The organism is Ruegeria sp. BHSC026 (assembly GCF_059613065.1).
Genome location: NZ_JBXWRV010000002.1, coordinates 264079 through 278980, shown reverse-complemented (window position 1 = coordinate 278980; position 14902 = coordinate 264079). Strand labels below are relative to the sequence as shown.

Genomic DNA, 14902 nt, shown 5'->3' with positions numbered 1-14902 from the left:
CGGCCTTCTAGGGTCAGGCCGGACCGCCGGCGAATTGCCTGAGCTCAACACCACTCTTCTGCAGGGCGTGGCGCACCTGGGCTGCGATCTTCACGGCCGTCGGCGTGTCTCCGTGCAGGCAGATCGTGTCGATGCGGGTGGGAATATGCTTGCCGCTTTCAGTGATGATTGCCCCGGCCTTGACCATCTCGACCATGCGCGCGGCGGCACGGTCGGGGTCATGGATCACCGCGCCGGGCAGGCTGCGGTCGACCAGCGTGGCATCATCGTTGTAGGCACGATCGGCAAAGATCTCGCAGGCTACGGTGCAGCCCAGGTCGCGCGCGGCGCGTTGCTGGGCGGTTCCGGCCAGAACCATGATGATCAGATCCGGAGCCACCGACAGCGCCGCCTCGTAACAGGCCCGCGCCATCGCCTGATCTTCGGACGCCATGTTGGCCAGCGCGCCGTGCAACTTCAGATGACGCACCTGCCCGCCGGCCGCACGCGCCATCGCCTGCGCCGCGCCGACCTGATAGCGGATCAGGTTCTGCAGCGACGGCAGGGGATAGTGCATCCGCTGACGCCCGAAGCCGTGCAGATCGGCAAACCCGGGATGCGCGCCGATGCCCACGCCGTTCTCCACCGCCTGCGCCATCGTCGCGGCCATCACGTCCCAGTCGCCCGCATGAAACCCGCAGGCCACGTTGGCCGAAGTCACGATCTTCAACAGCGCCCCGTCATCGCCCATTTTCCAAGGGCCAAAGCTTTCGCCCATATCGGCGTTCAGATCGACTTGATGTGCCATGGCACAGGCTCCTTATCTACAAAACATCCTCTTCGCGGGCGATGGCGCCGCTGATCAGTTGATAGGATAGCAGGTCGGACATACTGCGCGGATCACGGATCAGCGGGCGCAGCGCCCGAGGTAGCGCGACCCTGACCTGGGCGGCGGCCCGCTCGGCGGCCACCGCTTCGTCCAGCGACACGAAGCGGAACCGCAGGTCGGCCCCGGCCGGGGCCTGCGCCACCTTGGGCAGGTCGCAGGGCAGAACGGTGCCGATGCGGGGATAGCCGCCGGTGGTCTGGCACTCGGCCAACAGCACGAAGGGCGTGCCGTCGCCGGTGACCTGGATGTCACCCGGCACGATGGTTTCCGACAGCACGCTGCGCCCGCCCGAGACATGAAAGCCCGGCCCGTCGCTTTCCAGCCGCACGCCCATGCGATTGGCGCGCGCGTCCCGACGGAACGCGGTGGCTTGCAACCGCTCCAGAACATCTGGGGCGAACAGGTCGGTCTGGAAACTTGCCACGATACGGATTTCTCCGCCCGAGAACCGGTCCTCGGGGTCGAAGGTCATGCCGGTTGCACCGCCCGAATCCGCGCCGATCGCCAGCCGGTCCCCCGCCTTCAGCAGGGCACCGATCCCCGCCGTCAGATGGGCCGAACAGGCGCCCAAAAGCGGGTCGCCCTTCACCCCGCCGCCGATGCTGAGATAACCATAGCTGCCGGCGACGGCGGGCCCGATGCTTAGCCGGGCGCCCGCAGGTAGAAGGTGCGAGGCGTTCCAGACTGCGGTCGCGCCATCGATCTGCGCCCGCATCCGCGCGCCAGTCAGGGCGATGCGTAGATCCTGATCGGCCTGAAATTCTCCGCCCATGCCAGCCATTTCCACGGCGGCAAGACTGTCGGCCTGTCCCAGCAACGCTGCGCCCTCGGCCAATGCAAGCCGGTCCACCGCACCCCCGCGCGACAGGCCCATGTCCAGATATCCGGGCCGCCCCAGGTCCTGCACCGTTAGGCCGGGCCCGACACGCAGTATGGTTAGATGCGCGCTCATGCCAGCGCCTCGCAAGTGGCGCCGCCGCGCGGATCGCTGCGCATCCGCGCCAGCGTTTCCGGGTCGGTGGGGTTGAACTGTACTTCATCCCCGGGGCGCAAAAGGAAAGGTTCGGGCACATCGGGCTGGAACAGACGGATGGCGGTCTGGCCCACATGCTGCCATCCGGTCGGCGTGGTGACAGAGAACAGCACAAGCTGCCGCAGCGCCACCACCAGAGCGCCCTCGGGCACGCGCGGGGTCAATTCCTTTTGCCGGGGGATGTCCCAGGCGGGCGGCAATTCACCTAGATAAGGCTGACCCGGGGCAAAGCCGATGGTCTGCACCCGCACCCGCGCTTCGGAAAGCGACCGGATCGCCTCGGCCTCGGACAGGCCCGCCGCCTGCGCCGCCTGCCCCAGCCGCGGCGCCAGATCCGTGCCGAAGACGGTGGGTACCCGCCAGAACCTGCGCCCGCCGGGCAGGTCGGCCGCGTACCAGTCGCGCTGGTCCAGCAGCGCCTGCACCTGCTGGTGCAACGCGGCATGCGACAAGTGCAGCGGATTGAACCGGACGAAGGCCGACACCAGCGAGGACGAGGTTTCCTCGACCCCCGCCCAGCTTTCCGCCTCGAGCGCGGCGCGAAAGGCCAGGGCAGCGCGGTTGGCCGGTTCGCTCAGCGCGGCTGCAAAGCTGATCAGCAGCCCGTCCACCCCGGCGGTTCGTATGATCGGAAAATCCTGCATCGCCCCCGTCACATCTGGTTCGGCAGATAGGTCACGATGCCGGGGAAAACCACGATGATCACCAGCGCCACGATCATCAGGAAGAAGAACGGTAGCGCCGCATGGGCCACCCGCAGGATGTCGCGCCCGGTCAGCGATTGCAGCACGAACAGGTTGAAGCCGACGGGCGGGGTGATCTGCGACATCTCGACCACGATCACGAGGAAGATGCCGAACCACAGCGGGTCGATCCCCGCCTGCATCACCATCGGCATGATGACCGAAGCCGTCAGCACCACGACCGAGATCCCGTCCAGAAAACATCCCATGATCACGAAGAACACGGTCAGCGCCGCCAGCAGCGTGAAGGTCGACAGGCCCAGCGACGCGATCCATTCCGCCAGCACGCGCGGAATGCCGGTGAAGCCCATCGCCACGGTCAGGAACGAGGCCCCTGCAAGGATGAAGGCGATCATGCACGAGGTCACCGTGGCCCCCATCAGCCCGTCGACAAAGCTGGCGCGGGTCAACGTGCCCTCGCGCCAGGACAGCAGCAGCGCCAGCACCACGCCCACAGCGGCCGCATCGGTGGGCGAAGCGATCCCGGCATAGATCGAGCCGATCACACCGACGATCAGCAGGATCACCGGCACCAACCGGCGAGAACGTCGCAGCTTTTCCCCGAAACTCGCGCGGATGTCCTCGGTGGGTAGGTTGGCGCGGTTGATCAGTGCCCAGATCGCCACATAACCCACGAACAGCCCCACGAGAAGCAGTCCCGGCAGAACTCCGGCCACGAACAGGCGGGCGATGGACTGCTCGGTTGCCACGCCATAGACGATCAGGATGATCGAAGGCGGGATCAGCAGGCCCAGCGTAGCCGACCCGGCCAGCGTGCCGATGATCATCTTCTCGGGATAGCCGCGGCGCGAAAGCTCTGGAATCGACAGCTTTCCGATCGTGGCCGCCGTGGCCGCGGACGACCCGGACACCGCCGCAAAGATCCCGCAGGCAAAGACGTTCACATGCAACAACTGCCCCGGCAGCCGGTTCATCCAGGGCGACAAGCCCGTGAACATGTCCTCGGACAGGCGCGAGCGGAACAGGATCTCGCCCATCCAGATGAACAGCGGCAGCGCCGCCAACGCCCAGGAATTGCTGTGCCCCCATAAGGTGGTCGCCATGACCAGCCCCAGCGGCGCATCGGAAAACAGCGCCATCGCCGCAATCCCGACCCCCAGCAGCGAAAACGCCACCCACAGGCCCGACCCCAGAAAAGCGAACAGCAGAACAAGAAGAATAATGGAAAGCGTGGCAATCGACATCTGCTGTCCCTATTCGTTCAGAAGGTTTTCGCCCTTGCCGTCCCAGCTGGGCGCGCGGCCCGCCAGCAGGCCGACCAGCTCGTCGACCAGGGCAAGAGTCAGAATGGCCAGCCCCAGCAGGACCGGCATCTGCACGATCCACAACGGCACCGAGACCATGCCTGGGCTGCGGTCGCCATATTCCAGCGACTCCAGAACCAGCAGGCCCAGATACCAGGTGGCATAGGCGCTCATGGCCAGGGCAATTGTCACCACGCAGATCTCGGTCAGGCGGCGCGGCCCCTTGGGCATCCGTCCGATCAGCAGCGTGACCCGGATATGCCCGCCGGCGCGCAGCGCATAGGCCAGCGCCAGAAAGCTGGATGCGGCCAGAAAGAACCCGGTGAAATCGGCATAGGAGGGGATGGTCAGGCCCACGCCCTGCCCGGTCAACGCGGCCCAGATCTTGTCGGCCAGATTCAGCCCGACCTGCGCAAAGACCAGCACGACGATGGCCAGAATGAACAGCGCTGCCAATCCGCCGGCTGCAAGATAGATGAAATCAAGACTGCGCCGCAGCATCGCCATCCCCTCCCCTTGTTGTCTAACCCGGCCGGACGTTTGGCACCCGGCCAGGTCGGATCGTTTACTGCTGATAGGCCTGCAGCAACGCGGCGCCTTCTTCGCCGGCCTCAGCGGTCCAGTTCTCGAGCATCTGCGCGCCGATCGCGCGCAAGCCGGCCATCAACTCTTCGGATGGCTGCACCACGGTGATGCCGTTTTCCTGCAGGACCGCGGTCTGCTTGGCGGTCTCGGCCTGGCTCATCTCCCAGCCGCGGGCTTCGGCGGCGGCGGCCGCCTCCAACACGGCGGCCTGGGTCGCGTCATCCAGACGGCGGAAGGCGCGCTTGTTCACCACGACCACGTTCTTGGGAATCCAGGCCTGGATGTCGGTGTAGTGGGTCAAAAAGTCCCACGCCTTAGAGTTCACCCCGGTCGAGGGCGAGGTGATCATCGCTTCGACCCGGCCGGTGCTGAAGGCCTGCGGAATGTCCGGCACCTCGACCTGCGTGGGTGCGGCGCCCGCCAAGTTGGCGAATTCTTCCAGCGTGGCGTTGTAGGTGCGGAACTTCAGGCCCGCCAAGTCATCCACGCTGTTGATTTCCTTGGTGGTGTACAGACCCTGCGGTGGCCACGGCACGGCGTACAGTACCATCATGCCCTGTTCATCCAGCAGACCGCTGATCACGTCCTTCTGAGCCGCCCAGAGCTTTTGGGCGTCGTCATAGTTGGTGGCCAGGAACGGAAGCGAGTCCGCACCGAAGGCTGGGTTGTCATTGGCCAGCAGCGACAGGAAAAACTCTCCGATCGGAACCTGACCGCTGCGCACGGCCTTGCTGATCTCGGGGTGCTTGAACAGAGATCCGGCGGAATGGACCTTGATTTCAAGGGCACCATCGGTGGCCGCGGTGACGTCCTTGGCGAATTCGTGGATGTTGACCGTGTGGAAAGTGGCATCCGGATAGGGGGTCGGCATGTCCCAGGTCTCGGCCTGCACCTGCATGGCCAACCCGGCCAGCGCGGCCACCGCGCCACCGGCAATCTGCATCAGTTTCATTTTGGCTCTCCCTGCTTGAGTACTGGCGCAGAAGCTGACTCAACGTCAGCGATTTGTCAACGTTTTGTTATTGTTTTGGCCGAAACGCTGCGGGTTCCAAAGGTCAGGACGTTGAAAACGCACGCACTCCATGCCAAAACACTGATAATTTCTCAGCGTTTTGCAGATCAAAGGGCCGCAACATGACCAATTCTTCCCCCGACACGCGCCGCATCGTTTCCTCTCGCCACCTGGCCGAGGGCGAAGGCTGGGAACTGTCCGAACTCGAATTCGGCCTGATCATCGTCTACAACGCGTTCTCACGCTGGATGACCCGCTGCATGGCCGCAGCCGGGCAGGCCGATCTGGGACCGCTCGACATTCTGATCCTGCACAACGTCAACCACCGCGGCCGCGACAAACGCCTGACCGACATCTGCTTTCTTCTGAACATCGAAGACAGCCACACCGTTAACTACGCCCTGCGCAAACTTCTGAAGGCTGGGCTGCTGGCGTCGGAAAAGCGCGGCAAAGAGGTGTTCTACCGCACCTCGCCCGAGGGCGTGGAGCTATGCGACGCCTATCGCAAGGTGCGCCAACAATGCCTGCTGGAAGGGCTGCCTGCCACCGACCTGTCCGGCGACGATCTGCGCGAGTTGGCCCGCAACCTGCGCGCTCTGTCCGGTCACTACGATCAGGCGAGCCGCGCTGCGGCGTCGCTCTGACCGTCGTCGCTTGTGCCATTCACCCTGTGATCTGACGACCTGAGGCTGGCAGCGCAGGTTGTATCCCGCCCTGCAGCCAAAAGCGCGACAAAGACCGATACCCGCGCCCACCCGGCCTATTTGCACCGTTAGCCCGCTTTCCCAAAAAGCACACCTGGCCAAGCGCAAAGCGTTGGGGCTCTATCCGGCAATTCTTGCCCCTCGGGAGATATTCATTCATATTCCGATGTGAGCATTTAGGGAGTTGGACATGAATATCTCACGGCGCAGGATGATGCAGGTCATGGCGGCCATTCCGCTTGCAGGCGGGCTGCCGGTCTTGGCACGGGCCGACATTTCGTTGGGTTCGGCCAGGCTGACGACGGTCAGCGACGGCCATCTGATCCTGCCCGCCAGTTTTATTTTTGAACCCATGCCCAAAGATGAGCTTGGTCAGATTCTGGCGGACTTCGGGATATCCAATGAAACGCTGGAACCCGAGTGCAACCTGACCCTGTATCGCGACGGCGAAAACACTGTTCTGTTCGACGTCGGCGCGGGGCCGGATTTCGTTCCGACTGCCGGCACCGTTCTTGATAGCCTCGACGCGGCCGGTGTCACCCCCGAAGACGTCACCCATGTCGTGTTCACTCATGCACATCCCGACCACATCTGGGGGCTGTTGGATGATTTCGACGAGATCGTCTTCCCCGATGCAACCTTCATGATGGGCCGAGCCGAGTGGGATTATTGGTGGAATCCCGAGACCGTCAACACCATCGGCGAGACCCGTACCGCTCATGCCGTCGGTGCAAAAAGAAGAATGACCGCGATCGAAGACCGCGTTCAGCTTTTCGACGCCGATCAGGAAATCCTGCCCGGAATCGCTGCGGTTTCGACCCCGGGCCATACACCCGGACACATGGCGTTCGAGATCCGGAAGGGCAACTCGGCCGCACTGGTCGTCGGCGATGCCATCGGCAATCACCACGTCGCCTTCCGCCGGCCCGCGTGGCACAGTGGTGCGGATCAGGACGCAGAGACGGCGGCCGCCACGCGGCAGGTTTTGTTCGACCGCCTGACGCACGAGGACCTGGCCCTGATCGGCTTCCATCTTCCCGGCGGCGGCATCGGCCGCGCCGAAAAGGCCGGTGACGGTTATCGGTTCGTCGAGGCATGAATATGCGTATCGTCCTGTTTGCGGCGCTGCTTGCGTCTCCGGCCCTGGCCAGCGAAGATATCGCAGATCAGTACCCGGCCTCACCCCTGTATTCGAAACCGGTGGAGTTCATTCCGAATGTCTGGTCCGCGATCGGTGCGACAGCTCCGCCGACCTATGAAAACTCCGGCCACAACAACAACCTCAGCTTCATCGTCACCGGCGATGGGGTCGTGGTGATCAATGGCGGCGCGGCCTATGTCCTGGCCAAGGCGCTACACGAAGAGATCAAGGCCATCACCGACCAGCCCGTGAAGCTGGTGATTGACGAGAACGGCCAGGGGCACGCGATGCTGGGCAACTCCTACTGGGCCGAGCAAGGCGTTCCGATTCTGGCCCATGTGGATGCCGCGCATGAAATCGAAGAGCGCGGCCATCAGTTGCTGGAGGAGATGAAACGGTACAACCGCGACAAGGCCGAAGGCACGTTCGTCGCGCCGCCCACCGAAACCTTCGAGGACACACGCGTCGTCGAGATGGGCGATTACCGGATCGAAGTGCTGCATCTGGGCCCGGCGCACGGGCCAGGCGACACGCAGGTCTGGCTGCCCGAGCAGAGTCTGGTCATTGCCGGTGACATGGCCTTTCACGAACGGATGCTGCCGATCTTTGAGGATACCATCGTGGCGGACTGGATCGAAACCTGGGAAACCGGGTTCGAGCCTCTGGGCGCCACCTATGTCATTCCCGGTCACGGACATCCCACCAACATGGACCAGGTGCGGCGCTATACCCGCGATTATCTGGTCTATCTTCGGGAAAAAATCGGCGCGCATCTTGAAGAAGGCGGCGATCTGGCCGATGCCTACTACATCGACCAAAGCCCCTACGCGCATCTCGACACGTTCGAGGAACTGGCCACGAAGAATGCCGGGCGCGTCTATGAACAGATGGAGTTCGAGTGACCGACCACCCAGCCGAACCGTTTCTGACCCAGGGCAACAGAATCCACGTTCCGGATGGCACCTGCCTGTTCCGGCCCGGCGACGAGAGCCGGGCCTTTCTGTTTGTCCTGTCTGGCTCGGTTCGGGTGGAACAAACCAACGCCGCCGGTCGTACTGTCGTCCTGTACAGGGTCGAGGCTGGGGATAGCTGCGTTCTGACCACCACCGGGCTTTTGTCCGGGCGTCCCTATTCGGGCTATGGCTACGCCGAGGGCAATGTCACCGCAGTCTCAATTCCCGCCCAGCGGTTCCGCTCGCTGCTGAGTTCGGAACCAAAATTCCAAGAGATCGTGTTCCTCAATTTCGCCGCCCGTGTGGGGGAATTGACCGATGTTATTGACGATCTGCTTATTCACCGGACCGACCAACGCGTTGCCCGCTGGCTGGCCAATCGTGCAGGACCGACCATCCACGTCACGCAGCAAGAGCTGGCTCAGGAATTGGGAACAGTGCGCGAGGTCGTCTCGCGAACACTGAAGTCCTTTGAAAGGCGGGGCTGGATCAATTCTGGCCGCGGGACGATCACGGTTCTTCAGGTCGCTGCCCTCGCAGAGCATGCCGAGCATGCCTGACCGTGATTGAGTCACATACGACCCGGTGGTTTTCCGGCTACATAGGTGGCACAGAAATGAAGGAGACCCGCTATGACTCGCAATCTTGGACAATTTGACCGCCTCGCCCGCCTGGTTCTGGGGGCTGCACTGATCATCCTGGCGGCCATGGGCACCATCGGTATCTGGGGCTATTCTGGCGTTATCTTCGTTGGTACTGCATTCCTGAACTTTTGTCCTATCTACCGAATTCTGGGAATCAAAACTTGCAGAGATTGCTGAAACAACATTTTCCGGTGCCGCGCACCCTTCTGGCCAGCCTGCTGCTGTACTTGTTGTCTGTTGCTCAGCCAGCTGGTGCAGCAGGTCAGGACATGTCAGCTCCGGAAGCTGCCGGCCTGGTGGAGGCGGGACGCCTTGTTCTGCTGGACATCCGCTCTCCGCAGGAATGGGAAGAGTCGGGCGTTGCCCGTGGGGCCTTGCCCATTTCAATGCACGAGCCGGATTTTCCGAAGCGCCTGCAAGAAGTTCTGTCCCGTGTTCCACCGGAACGCGTCGGCCTGATCTGTGCGACCGGCGGTCGCTCGAACTATGTGGCCGAAATTCTTGAGAAGAACGGCGTGACCGATGTCGTAGACGTTTCCGAAGGGATGTTCGGGAATGGAAAATCCCCCGGCTGGATCGCCCGCGGCCTGCCTGTCGTTCGGGCCCGCGAGGCGCTGGACAACTATACCCTGTGGCGCTTGAGCGAAATCAAGGCAGACTAAAATAGTCCCACCCTATATTGCCACGCAACAAGGACTGCTGGTGAACACGGATGGAACAACTGATTGATCAGTTCGGCGAGCCCACACTTCTGATGATGTCAGGGGCACTGGTGGGGCTTTTGTTCGGGGCCGCCGCCTATCATTCCCGGTTTTGCCTGCGGGCGGCGACCGTCGAAGTGGCCGAGCGTACGCTTGGGCCAAAACTGGCAATTTGGCTGATCGCATTCTGCACGGGTCTGGCCCTGGTCCAGCTTTCGATCCTGACTGGGCATCTTGACGTCAGCATGGCCCGGCAAATCGCCGGCACAGGCAGTCTTTCTGGGGCGATCATCGGCGGGTTGATGTTTGGCATAGGCATGATCCTGGCGCGGGGCTGTGCCAGCCGTCTGCTGGTACTGTCTGCTTCGGGGAACTTGAGGGCCATCGTGACAGGGCTGGTTCTGACCCTGACGGCGCAGGCATCGTATCGCGGGGTGCTGGCACCTCTTCGTGAGAGGCTGGCCAGCCTGTGGACAATTCCGGGCGGGTCTGAACGGATGCTGTTCGACTCCTCGGTCGTGGTTGGCGCTGTCGGCGTTCTGGGTCTTGTCGCAGCCGTCTCCTACGGAATATCCCGAAACCTGCGCTGGTCCGAGCTGGTCTCGGCGGCCTTGGTAGGTGTCGCTGTTTTTGCTGGTTGGAGCGTGACCTACGCGATCGCCTCGGCCTCGTTCGATGTGGTGCAGGTGCAATCAGTTACCTTTACCGGGCCATCAGCGGACACGCTCATGGCATTGGTCAACGAACGGAACCTCCCGCTTAGCTTCGGAGTGGGTTTGGTCCCCGGCGTATTCCTTGGTGCCCTGATGCTCGCCCTGCTACGGGGCGAAGCCAGGATACAGCGGTTCGAGCCGAACACACCAATGGAAAGATACCTGATCGGGGGCGTTCTGATGGGGTTCGGCAGCATGTTGGCTGGCGGTTGCGCCGTGGGCGCCGGAATGTCAGGCGGGGCAATCCTTGCCCTGACAGCCTGGGTGGCCGTGTTCTGCATGTGGGTCGGCGCCGTTGCGACGCACACTTTGCTGCAAATGCGAGGTGGCCGGATGTCGGCCACCGCCTGACCCCCTATCGGGCGTTACTGCGCGGCCAGCGGTTGACGCCCCAGTTGACACTGTGACCAGAGCATTTCGAGTGCAGAAATCAAACGATCGATGTCCCGATCGGTGTGAACCGGTGAAGGTGTGATCCTAAGCCGCTCGGTTCCTTTCGGCACCGTTGGATAATTGATCGGTTGGATGTATAGACCGTGCTCTTTCAAAAGCATGTCCGAGATGAACTTGCATTTGACAGGGTCGCCGACCATCACCGGAATGATGTGGCTGGGGTTTTCGATATGCGGAAGGCCGATTTCGTCCAGCCGCGCCCGAACCTGCGCCACACGCGCCTTGTGGGCTTCGCGTTCCGACGCGCTGTTTTTAAGATGCCGGATAGAGGCCGCCGCTCCGGCTGCAAGTGCCGGGGGCAACGCCGTGGTAAAGATGAATCCGCTGGCAAATGAGCGTACGAAGTCGCAGATCTCGGCCGAGGCGGCAATGTATCCGCCCATCACGCCAAAGGCCTTGCCCAGCGTGCCTTCGATGATGGTCAGCCGGTCCATCAAACCTTCGCGTTCGGCAATGCCGCCACCACGCGGGCCGTATAGTCCGACAGCATGTACCTCGTCCAAATAGGTCATGGCGTTGTATCGATCAGCCAGATCGCAGATCTCGCGGATCGGGGCGATATCGCCGTCCATCGAATAGACACTCTCGAAAGCGATCAGCTTGGGCTGATCGGGCGGCAAGGCAGCCAGCTTTGCCTCGAGATCAACCAGATCGTTATGTTTCCAGATTACCTTCTGCGCCCGCGAGTGGCGGATGCCTTCGATCATCGAGGCGTGGTTCAACGCATCCGAAAGGACGACACAATTGGGAATCCGCGCCGCCAAAGTGCCCAGTGCCGCCCAGTTTGATACATAGCCCGAGGTAAACAACAGGGCGGCTTCCTTGTTGTGCAGATCCGCCAGTTCGGATTCCAGAAGAACATGGTCATGGGTGGTGCCGGATATGTTGCGCGTACCACCTGCGCCTGCACCGGTCCGGTCCAGCGCCGCGTGCATGGCCGACAGAACTTTCGGGTGTTGGCCCATGCCCAGGTAGTCATTCGAACACCAGATCGTCACCTCGCCTGGCCCGTTGTGGCAGTTTGCGGCCGGAAAACGACCGCAATGCCGCTCGAGCTCGGCGAATTCGCGGTAATTGCCTTCCTCGCGCAATTTGGCCAGTTCAGACCGGAAAAACCCCTGGTAATCCATCAGTTGCCAACAGCCTCCGAGACGATATCGTCCAACAGAGCCTGAACCTTCTGCATCGGCCCTTCAGGATAGGGGCGATATCCGACCATCACCTCTCCGTCACGGTCGGTGACGAAGATGCCATAGGGACAGTGCTGGATATTCATCGGATCGGCCTCCATCACTTCGCGCGACAAAACCGCCGAGCAGAACAGGAAAATATCTGCGTTTTCGAAGACTTTTTCAGAGCTTCCAACATCTTCGCCAGTACGGTTCAGCATGTCGCCCACATGGCTGACGTAGTCAATCACCAGCCCCTTTCCAACGATCGCGCTTTCAACGGCAAAGGTCGCTTCATCGAAACTGCCATCGAAAGGAACAAGGATGGGGTCTGCTCCTGCTGCACCAGCAGTCAGAACAAATGCCATAAATGCGTTTTTCATCTTCCTAGTCCTTTCATTTATCAAGGGCGAATAACCGTCCAGCCCGCTTCGCTGAGAGTCATCAGATCGACTACTCCGGCCGGGACATGCTCGGCGATTTCGACGATAGGTGGCTCTTTGCCTTCTTTCTTGGTCATGCCGGCAATCGTATTTCCGCAGGCTGCGAACGTGACGTTCGGCATCGAGGCACCGAACGCATCCAGACGTTCGAGAACCGGCGATGTATCCTTGCGCAGCATGTGAAGCCCCGCATTGAACGCTACAATCCGAACTTCGACGGTTTCGCCCTGGCTTTCATAGTACCGCGTCACATTTGCCGCCACGTTCAGGACCGTGTTCATTTTCTGCGGGTTGTTGTCGCTGATTTGCAGAGCCAGTTTGTGGTCTGCAAGACCGTCTTGCGCCACGGCTGCGGACGTCCACAGCGCCATGACGCAGACCGCGATCATTCCCATTATTTTTCTCATTTTTTTTCCTCCCACTGGATTACTGATCGCCCCGAAACCCGCTTTGCCAGTCGGGGCGCCCTATAACATCAACCGAACATGTCGGACGTGATACCAGTGTACCAGCCTTCAGACTCTTCGTAAGTCGTCTTGCGCACTTCCGCGCTTTCGCCGGTCTGTGAAATAAACCCGTCCACCTTGGCGATCTTTTCCGGCGTCGCCTCATAGGTGGCGCCGACCTTGACACCGTCGTCGGTGTCGATCAGCGACCAGCAGGTGTTCGAGAACTTGGCCGGGAAAACCTTGGACCCGGTCAGCGCCCCACGCACGGCATTGGCACAGACTTTTGCCTGACTGTTGGCCGAGAACCCGGATTTCGGCATGTCGCCTTGCTGCGATGCATCGCCCAAAACGTAAATGTCTGCATCAGCCTTCGACGACATGTCAGCCGCGTTCACCGGCGCCCAATTGCCATCGGTCACGCCTGCCAGTTCGGCGATCCGACCGGCCTTCATCGCGGGGATGACGTTGCACACATCCACTTTGGTTTCCTCGCCGTCGATGGTCAGCGTCATCGCGGCCGGGTCCACGCTGACATTGCCGCCCCCGAATTCTTCGCCAATCCAATCGATCATGCCGTCATAGTGATTGGCCCATCCTTCCTGGAACAGCGCCATTTTCGAGAATTTTGGCTTGGGATCGGCCACGATGATCTTGGCCGTCGGATTGTTGGCCTTCAGGAAGTGGGCGACCATGGACACGCGCTCGTACGGTCCCGGCGGGCAGCGATACGGGTTGGGTGGCGCAACCATGGCAAAGGTGCCGCCTTCGGGCATTGCCATCAACTGCGCTTTCAGCAGCTCGGTCTGCGACCCGGCCTTGTAGGCGTGCGGCATGGCGTTCTGTGCCGAGATGTCCCATCCTGGCACCGCGCCATCGACGAAATCAATGCCGGGGCTGAGGATCAGCTTGTCATAGGGAAGGCTTCCGCCCCCGGCCAGCGCCACCGTCTTGGCATCGCGATCCACCCCGATAGCCCAGTCATGCACCACGTTGACGCCGCCGGCCGCCAGCCCGCCATAGCTGTGGCCAAGGTCTTTCATATCCTTGAACCCGCCCAGATAAAGGTTCGAGAAAAAGCAGGTATAGTAACGGCGCGTCGGCTCGACCAAGGTGACGTCGATGGCGCCCTTGCTGTCCTTGGCGATGTAGCGCGCAGCGGTGGCCCCGCCGGCCCCGCCACCGATCACGACGACCCGCGGCTTGCCGTGACCATCGGCAAGAACCGCCGGGGCGGCCAACGAGGCCGTGACCAGCGCCGTCTTTCCCAGAAATGCGCGTCTGTTCATCGTCATGTGCAGTCTCCTCCCTGCAGTGCCTCAGTGTTCGAGGCGGTTGAAATACGCCGCAAGCGCGGCGATTTCCTCGTCATTGAGACGCCCGGCCATCATCTGCATGACCGGATGCTGACGCTGTTTGTTCTTGTATGCGTGCATCGCAATGACAAAGTCTTCTTCGGGCCACAGCACGATTGACGGAATACCGTCATCGCCTCCGTCCGCCTGGTGACAGGTCGTGCATTCGCTACTCAGGTATTCGCCGTATTCCGGATCACCCTGGATCGCCAGGATCGCCGGGTCCAGGTCATGATCGGTGGCCGTGGCCGTGGGATCCGCCTCGGGGATGTTCGCAGGATCGTCGGAAAACAGCCGAAGATAGGCGATCACGTCGTGACGATCCTTGGCGTTTTTGATCCCCCGAAAACTCATGCGCGTTCCCGAGGCATAGGACCGTGGATTTTCCAGAAACGCATCCAGCGTATCCGCATGCCATTCCAGCCCGCTGGCCGCGGCGCGCCGGAAACTTTTGGAATACTTGAACCCTTCAATGCCGGCCGCCGGCCGGCCAAACAGTCCGTTCAGATGCGGGCCGATCCGGTTCTTTGCCCCCTTGCCTACCTGATGGCATCCCTTGCACTGGTCGAACACCACCTTTCCGGCCTCGGCATCGCCCAAAATATCGGCAGCCACGGCGGTTGAAACCACCGTGGCACAAGCCGAAAGGATCACCCCCAGCGCCCGTTGCATCA

General features: G+C 61.8%; 18 protein-coding genes. 7 read left to right on the top strand and 11 right to left on the bottom strand.

What is annotated here, in order from left to right; translation table 11 throughout:
* Positions 1 to 13 precede the first annotated feature (13 nt).
* From AC2FME_RS04050 to AC2FME_RS04025, 6 genes are all read right to left on the bottom strand, one after another.
* A complete protein-coding gene (locus AC2FME_RS04050; protein WP_496799695.1) occupies positions 14 to 787 on the bottom strand; it encodes a LamB/YcsF family protein in 774 nt (257 codons plus the stop codon).
* A 16-nt stretch (positions 788 to 803) separates the two neighbouring features.
* On the bottom strand, positions 804 to 1820 hold the full coding sequence (locus tag AC2FME_RS04045; protein ID WP_496684435.1) for a 5-oxoprolinase subunit C family protein: 1017 nt from the start codon (positions 1818 to 1820) through the stop codon (positions 804 to 806).
* Positions 1817 to 2545 (bottom strand): 5-oxoprolinase subunit B family protein, encoded by a 729-nt coding sequence (locus tag AC2FME_RS04040; protein WP_496799694.1) that lies wholly within the window; start codon positions 2543 to 2545, stop codon positions 1817 to 1819. Before AC2FME_RS04040 ends, AC2FME_RS04045 begins: the two co-directional genes overlap by 4 nt.
* An 8-nt stretch (positions 2546 to 2553) precedes the next feature.
* Positions 2554 to 3849 carry a TRAP transporter large permease gene (locus tag AC2FME_RS04035; RefSeq protein WP_496799693.1) on the bottom strand — a complete coding sequence of 432 codons (1296 nt, stop codon included), beginning with the start codon at positions 3847 to 3849 and terminating at the stop codon, positions 2554 to 2556.
* A gap of 9 nt (positions 3850 to 3858) precedes the next feature.
* Positions 3859 to 4410 (bottom strand): TRAP transporter small permease, encoded by a 552-nt coding sequence (locus tag AC2FME_RS04030; RefSeq protein WP_496799692.1) that lies wholly within the window; start codon positions 4408 to 4410, stop codon positions 3859 to 3861.
* Between the two features lie 64 nt (positions 4411 to 4474).
* Positions 4475 to 5446 (bottom strand): TRAP transporter substrate-binding protein, encoded by a 972-nt coding sequence (locus tag AC2FME_RS04025; RefSeq protein ID WP_496685168.1) that lies wholly within the window; start codon positions 5444 to 5446, stop codon positions 4475 to 4477.
* Between the two features lie 182 nt (positions 5447 to 5628).
* Between AC2FME_RS04025 and AC2FME_RS04020 the strand changes: the two genes are divergently transcribed.
* From AC2FME_RS04020 to AC2FME_RS03990, 7 genes are all read left to right on the top strand, one after another.
* On the top strand, positions 5629 to 6150 hold the full coding sequence (locus AC2FME_RS04020) for a winged helix DNA-binding protein (protein WP_496799691.1): 522 nt from the start codon (positions 5629 to 5631) through the stop codon (positions 6148 to 6150).
* A 250-nt stretch (positions 6151 to 6400) separates the two neighbouring features.
* The gene (locus tag AC2FME_RS04015) at positions 6401 to 7309 is read left to right on the top strand and encodes an MBL fold metallo-hydrolase (protein WP_496684464.1); all 909 of its coding nucleotides are present in this window, start codon (positions 6401 to 6403) and stop codon (positions 7307 to 7309) included.
* 2 nt (positions 7310 to 7311) lie between these two features.
* Positions 7312 to 8253, top strand: a complete 942-nt coding sequence (locus AC2FME_RS04010; protein WP_496684478.1) for an MBL fold metallo-hydrolase — start codon at positions 7312 to 7314, stop codon at positions 8251 to 8253.
* Positions 8250 to 8864, top strand: coding sequence for a Crp/Fnr family transcriptional regulator (locus AC2FME_RS04005; RefSeq protein ID WP_496799690.1), 615 nt, complete (start codon positions 8250 to 8252; stop codon positions 8862 to 8864). Before AC2FME_RS04010 ends, AC2FME_RS04005 begins: the two co-directional genes overlap by 4 nt.
* Positions 8865 to 8936: 72 nt before the next feature.
* Positions 8937 to 9125 (top strand): YgaP family membrane protein, encoded by a 189-nt coding sequence (locus tag AC2FME_RS04000; RefSeq protein WP_496799689.1) that lies wholly within the window; start codon positions 8937 to 8939, stop codon positions 9123 to 9125.
* A gap of 14 nt (positions 9126 to 9139) precedes the next feature.
* Positions 9140 to 9610 (top strand): rhodanese-like domain-containing protein, encoded by a 471-nt coding sequence (locus AC2FME_RS03995; protein WP_496727666.1) that lies wholly within the window; start codon positions 9140 to 9142, stop codon positions 9608 to 9610.
* A 50-nt stretch (positions 9611 to 9660) separates the two neighbouring features.
* Positions 9661 to 10713 carry a YeeE/YedE family protein gene (locus AC2FME_RS03990; RefSeq protein WP_496799688.1) on the top strand — a complete coding sequence of 351 codons (1053 nt, stop codon included), beginning with the start codon at positions 9661 to 9663 and terminating at the stop codon, positions 10711 to 10713.
* A 14-nt stretch (positions 10714 to 10727) separates the two neighbouring features.
* Here AC2FME_RS03990 and hemA read toward each other — a convergent pair whose 3' ends face one another.
* The 5 genes from hemA to AC2FME_RS03965 all read right to left on the bottom strand — a co-directional run bounded on the left by hemA (position 10728) and on the right by AC2FME_RS03965 (position 14900).
* Positions 10728 to 11945, bottom strand: coding sequence for a 5-aminolevulinate synthase (gene hemA, locus AC2FME_RS03985; protein WP_496713175.1), 1218 nt, complete (start codon positions 11943 to 11945; stop codon positions 10728 to 10730).
* A complete protein-coding gene (locus tag AC2FME_RS03980; RefSeq protein ID WP_496713197.1) occupies positions 11945 to 12352 on the bottom strand; it encodes a DUF302 domain-containing protein in 408 nt (135 codons plus the stop codon). Before AC2FME_RS03980 ends, hemA begins: the two co-directional genes overlap by 1 nt.
* Before the next feature lie 35 nt (positions 12353 to 12387).
* Positions 12388 to 12822: a DsrE family protein gene (locus tag AC2FME_RS03975; RefSeq protein ID WP_496741706.1), complete on the bottom strand. Its 435-nt coding sequence runs from the start codon at positions 12820 to 12822 to the stop codon at positions 12388 to 12390.
* Positions 12823 to 12902: 80 nt separating this feature from the next.
* A complete protein-coding gene (locus tag AC2FME_RS03970; RefSeq protein WP_496683828.1) occupies positions 12903 to 14168 on the bottom strand; it encodes an FCSD flavin-binding domain-containing protein in 1266 nt (421 codons plus the stop codon).
* Between the two features lie 24 nt (positions 14169 to 14192).
* Positions 14193 to 14900, bottom strand: coding sequence for a c-type cytochrome (locus tag AC2FME_RS03965; protein WP_496799687.1), 708 nt, complete (start codon positions 14898 to 14900; stop codon positions 14193 to 14195).
* Between the last annotated feature and the right edge of the window lie 2 nt (positions 14901 to 14902).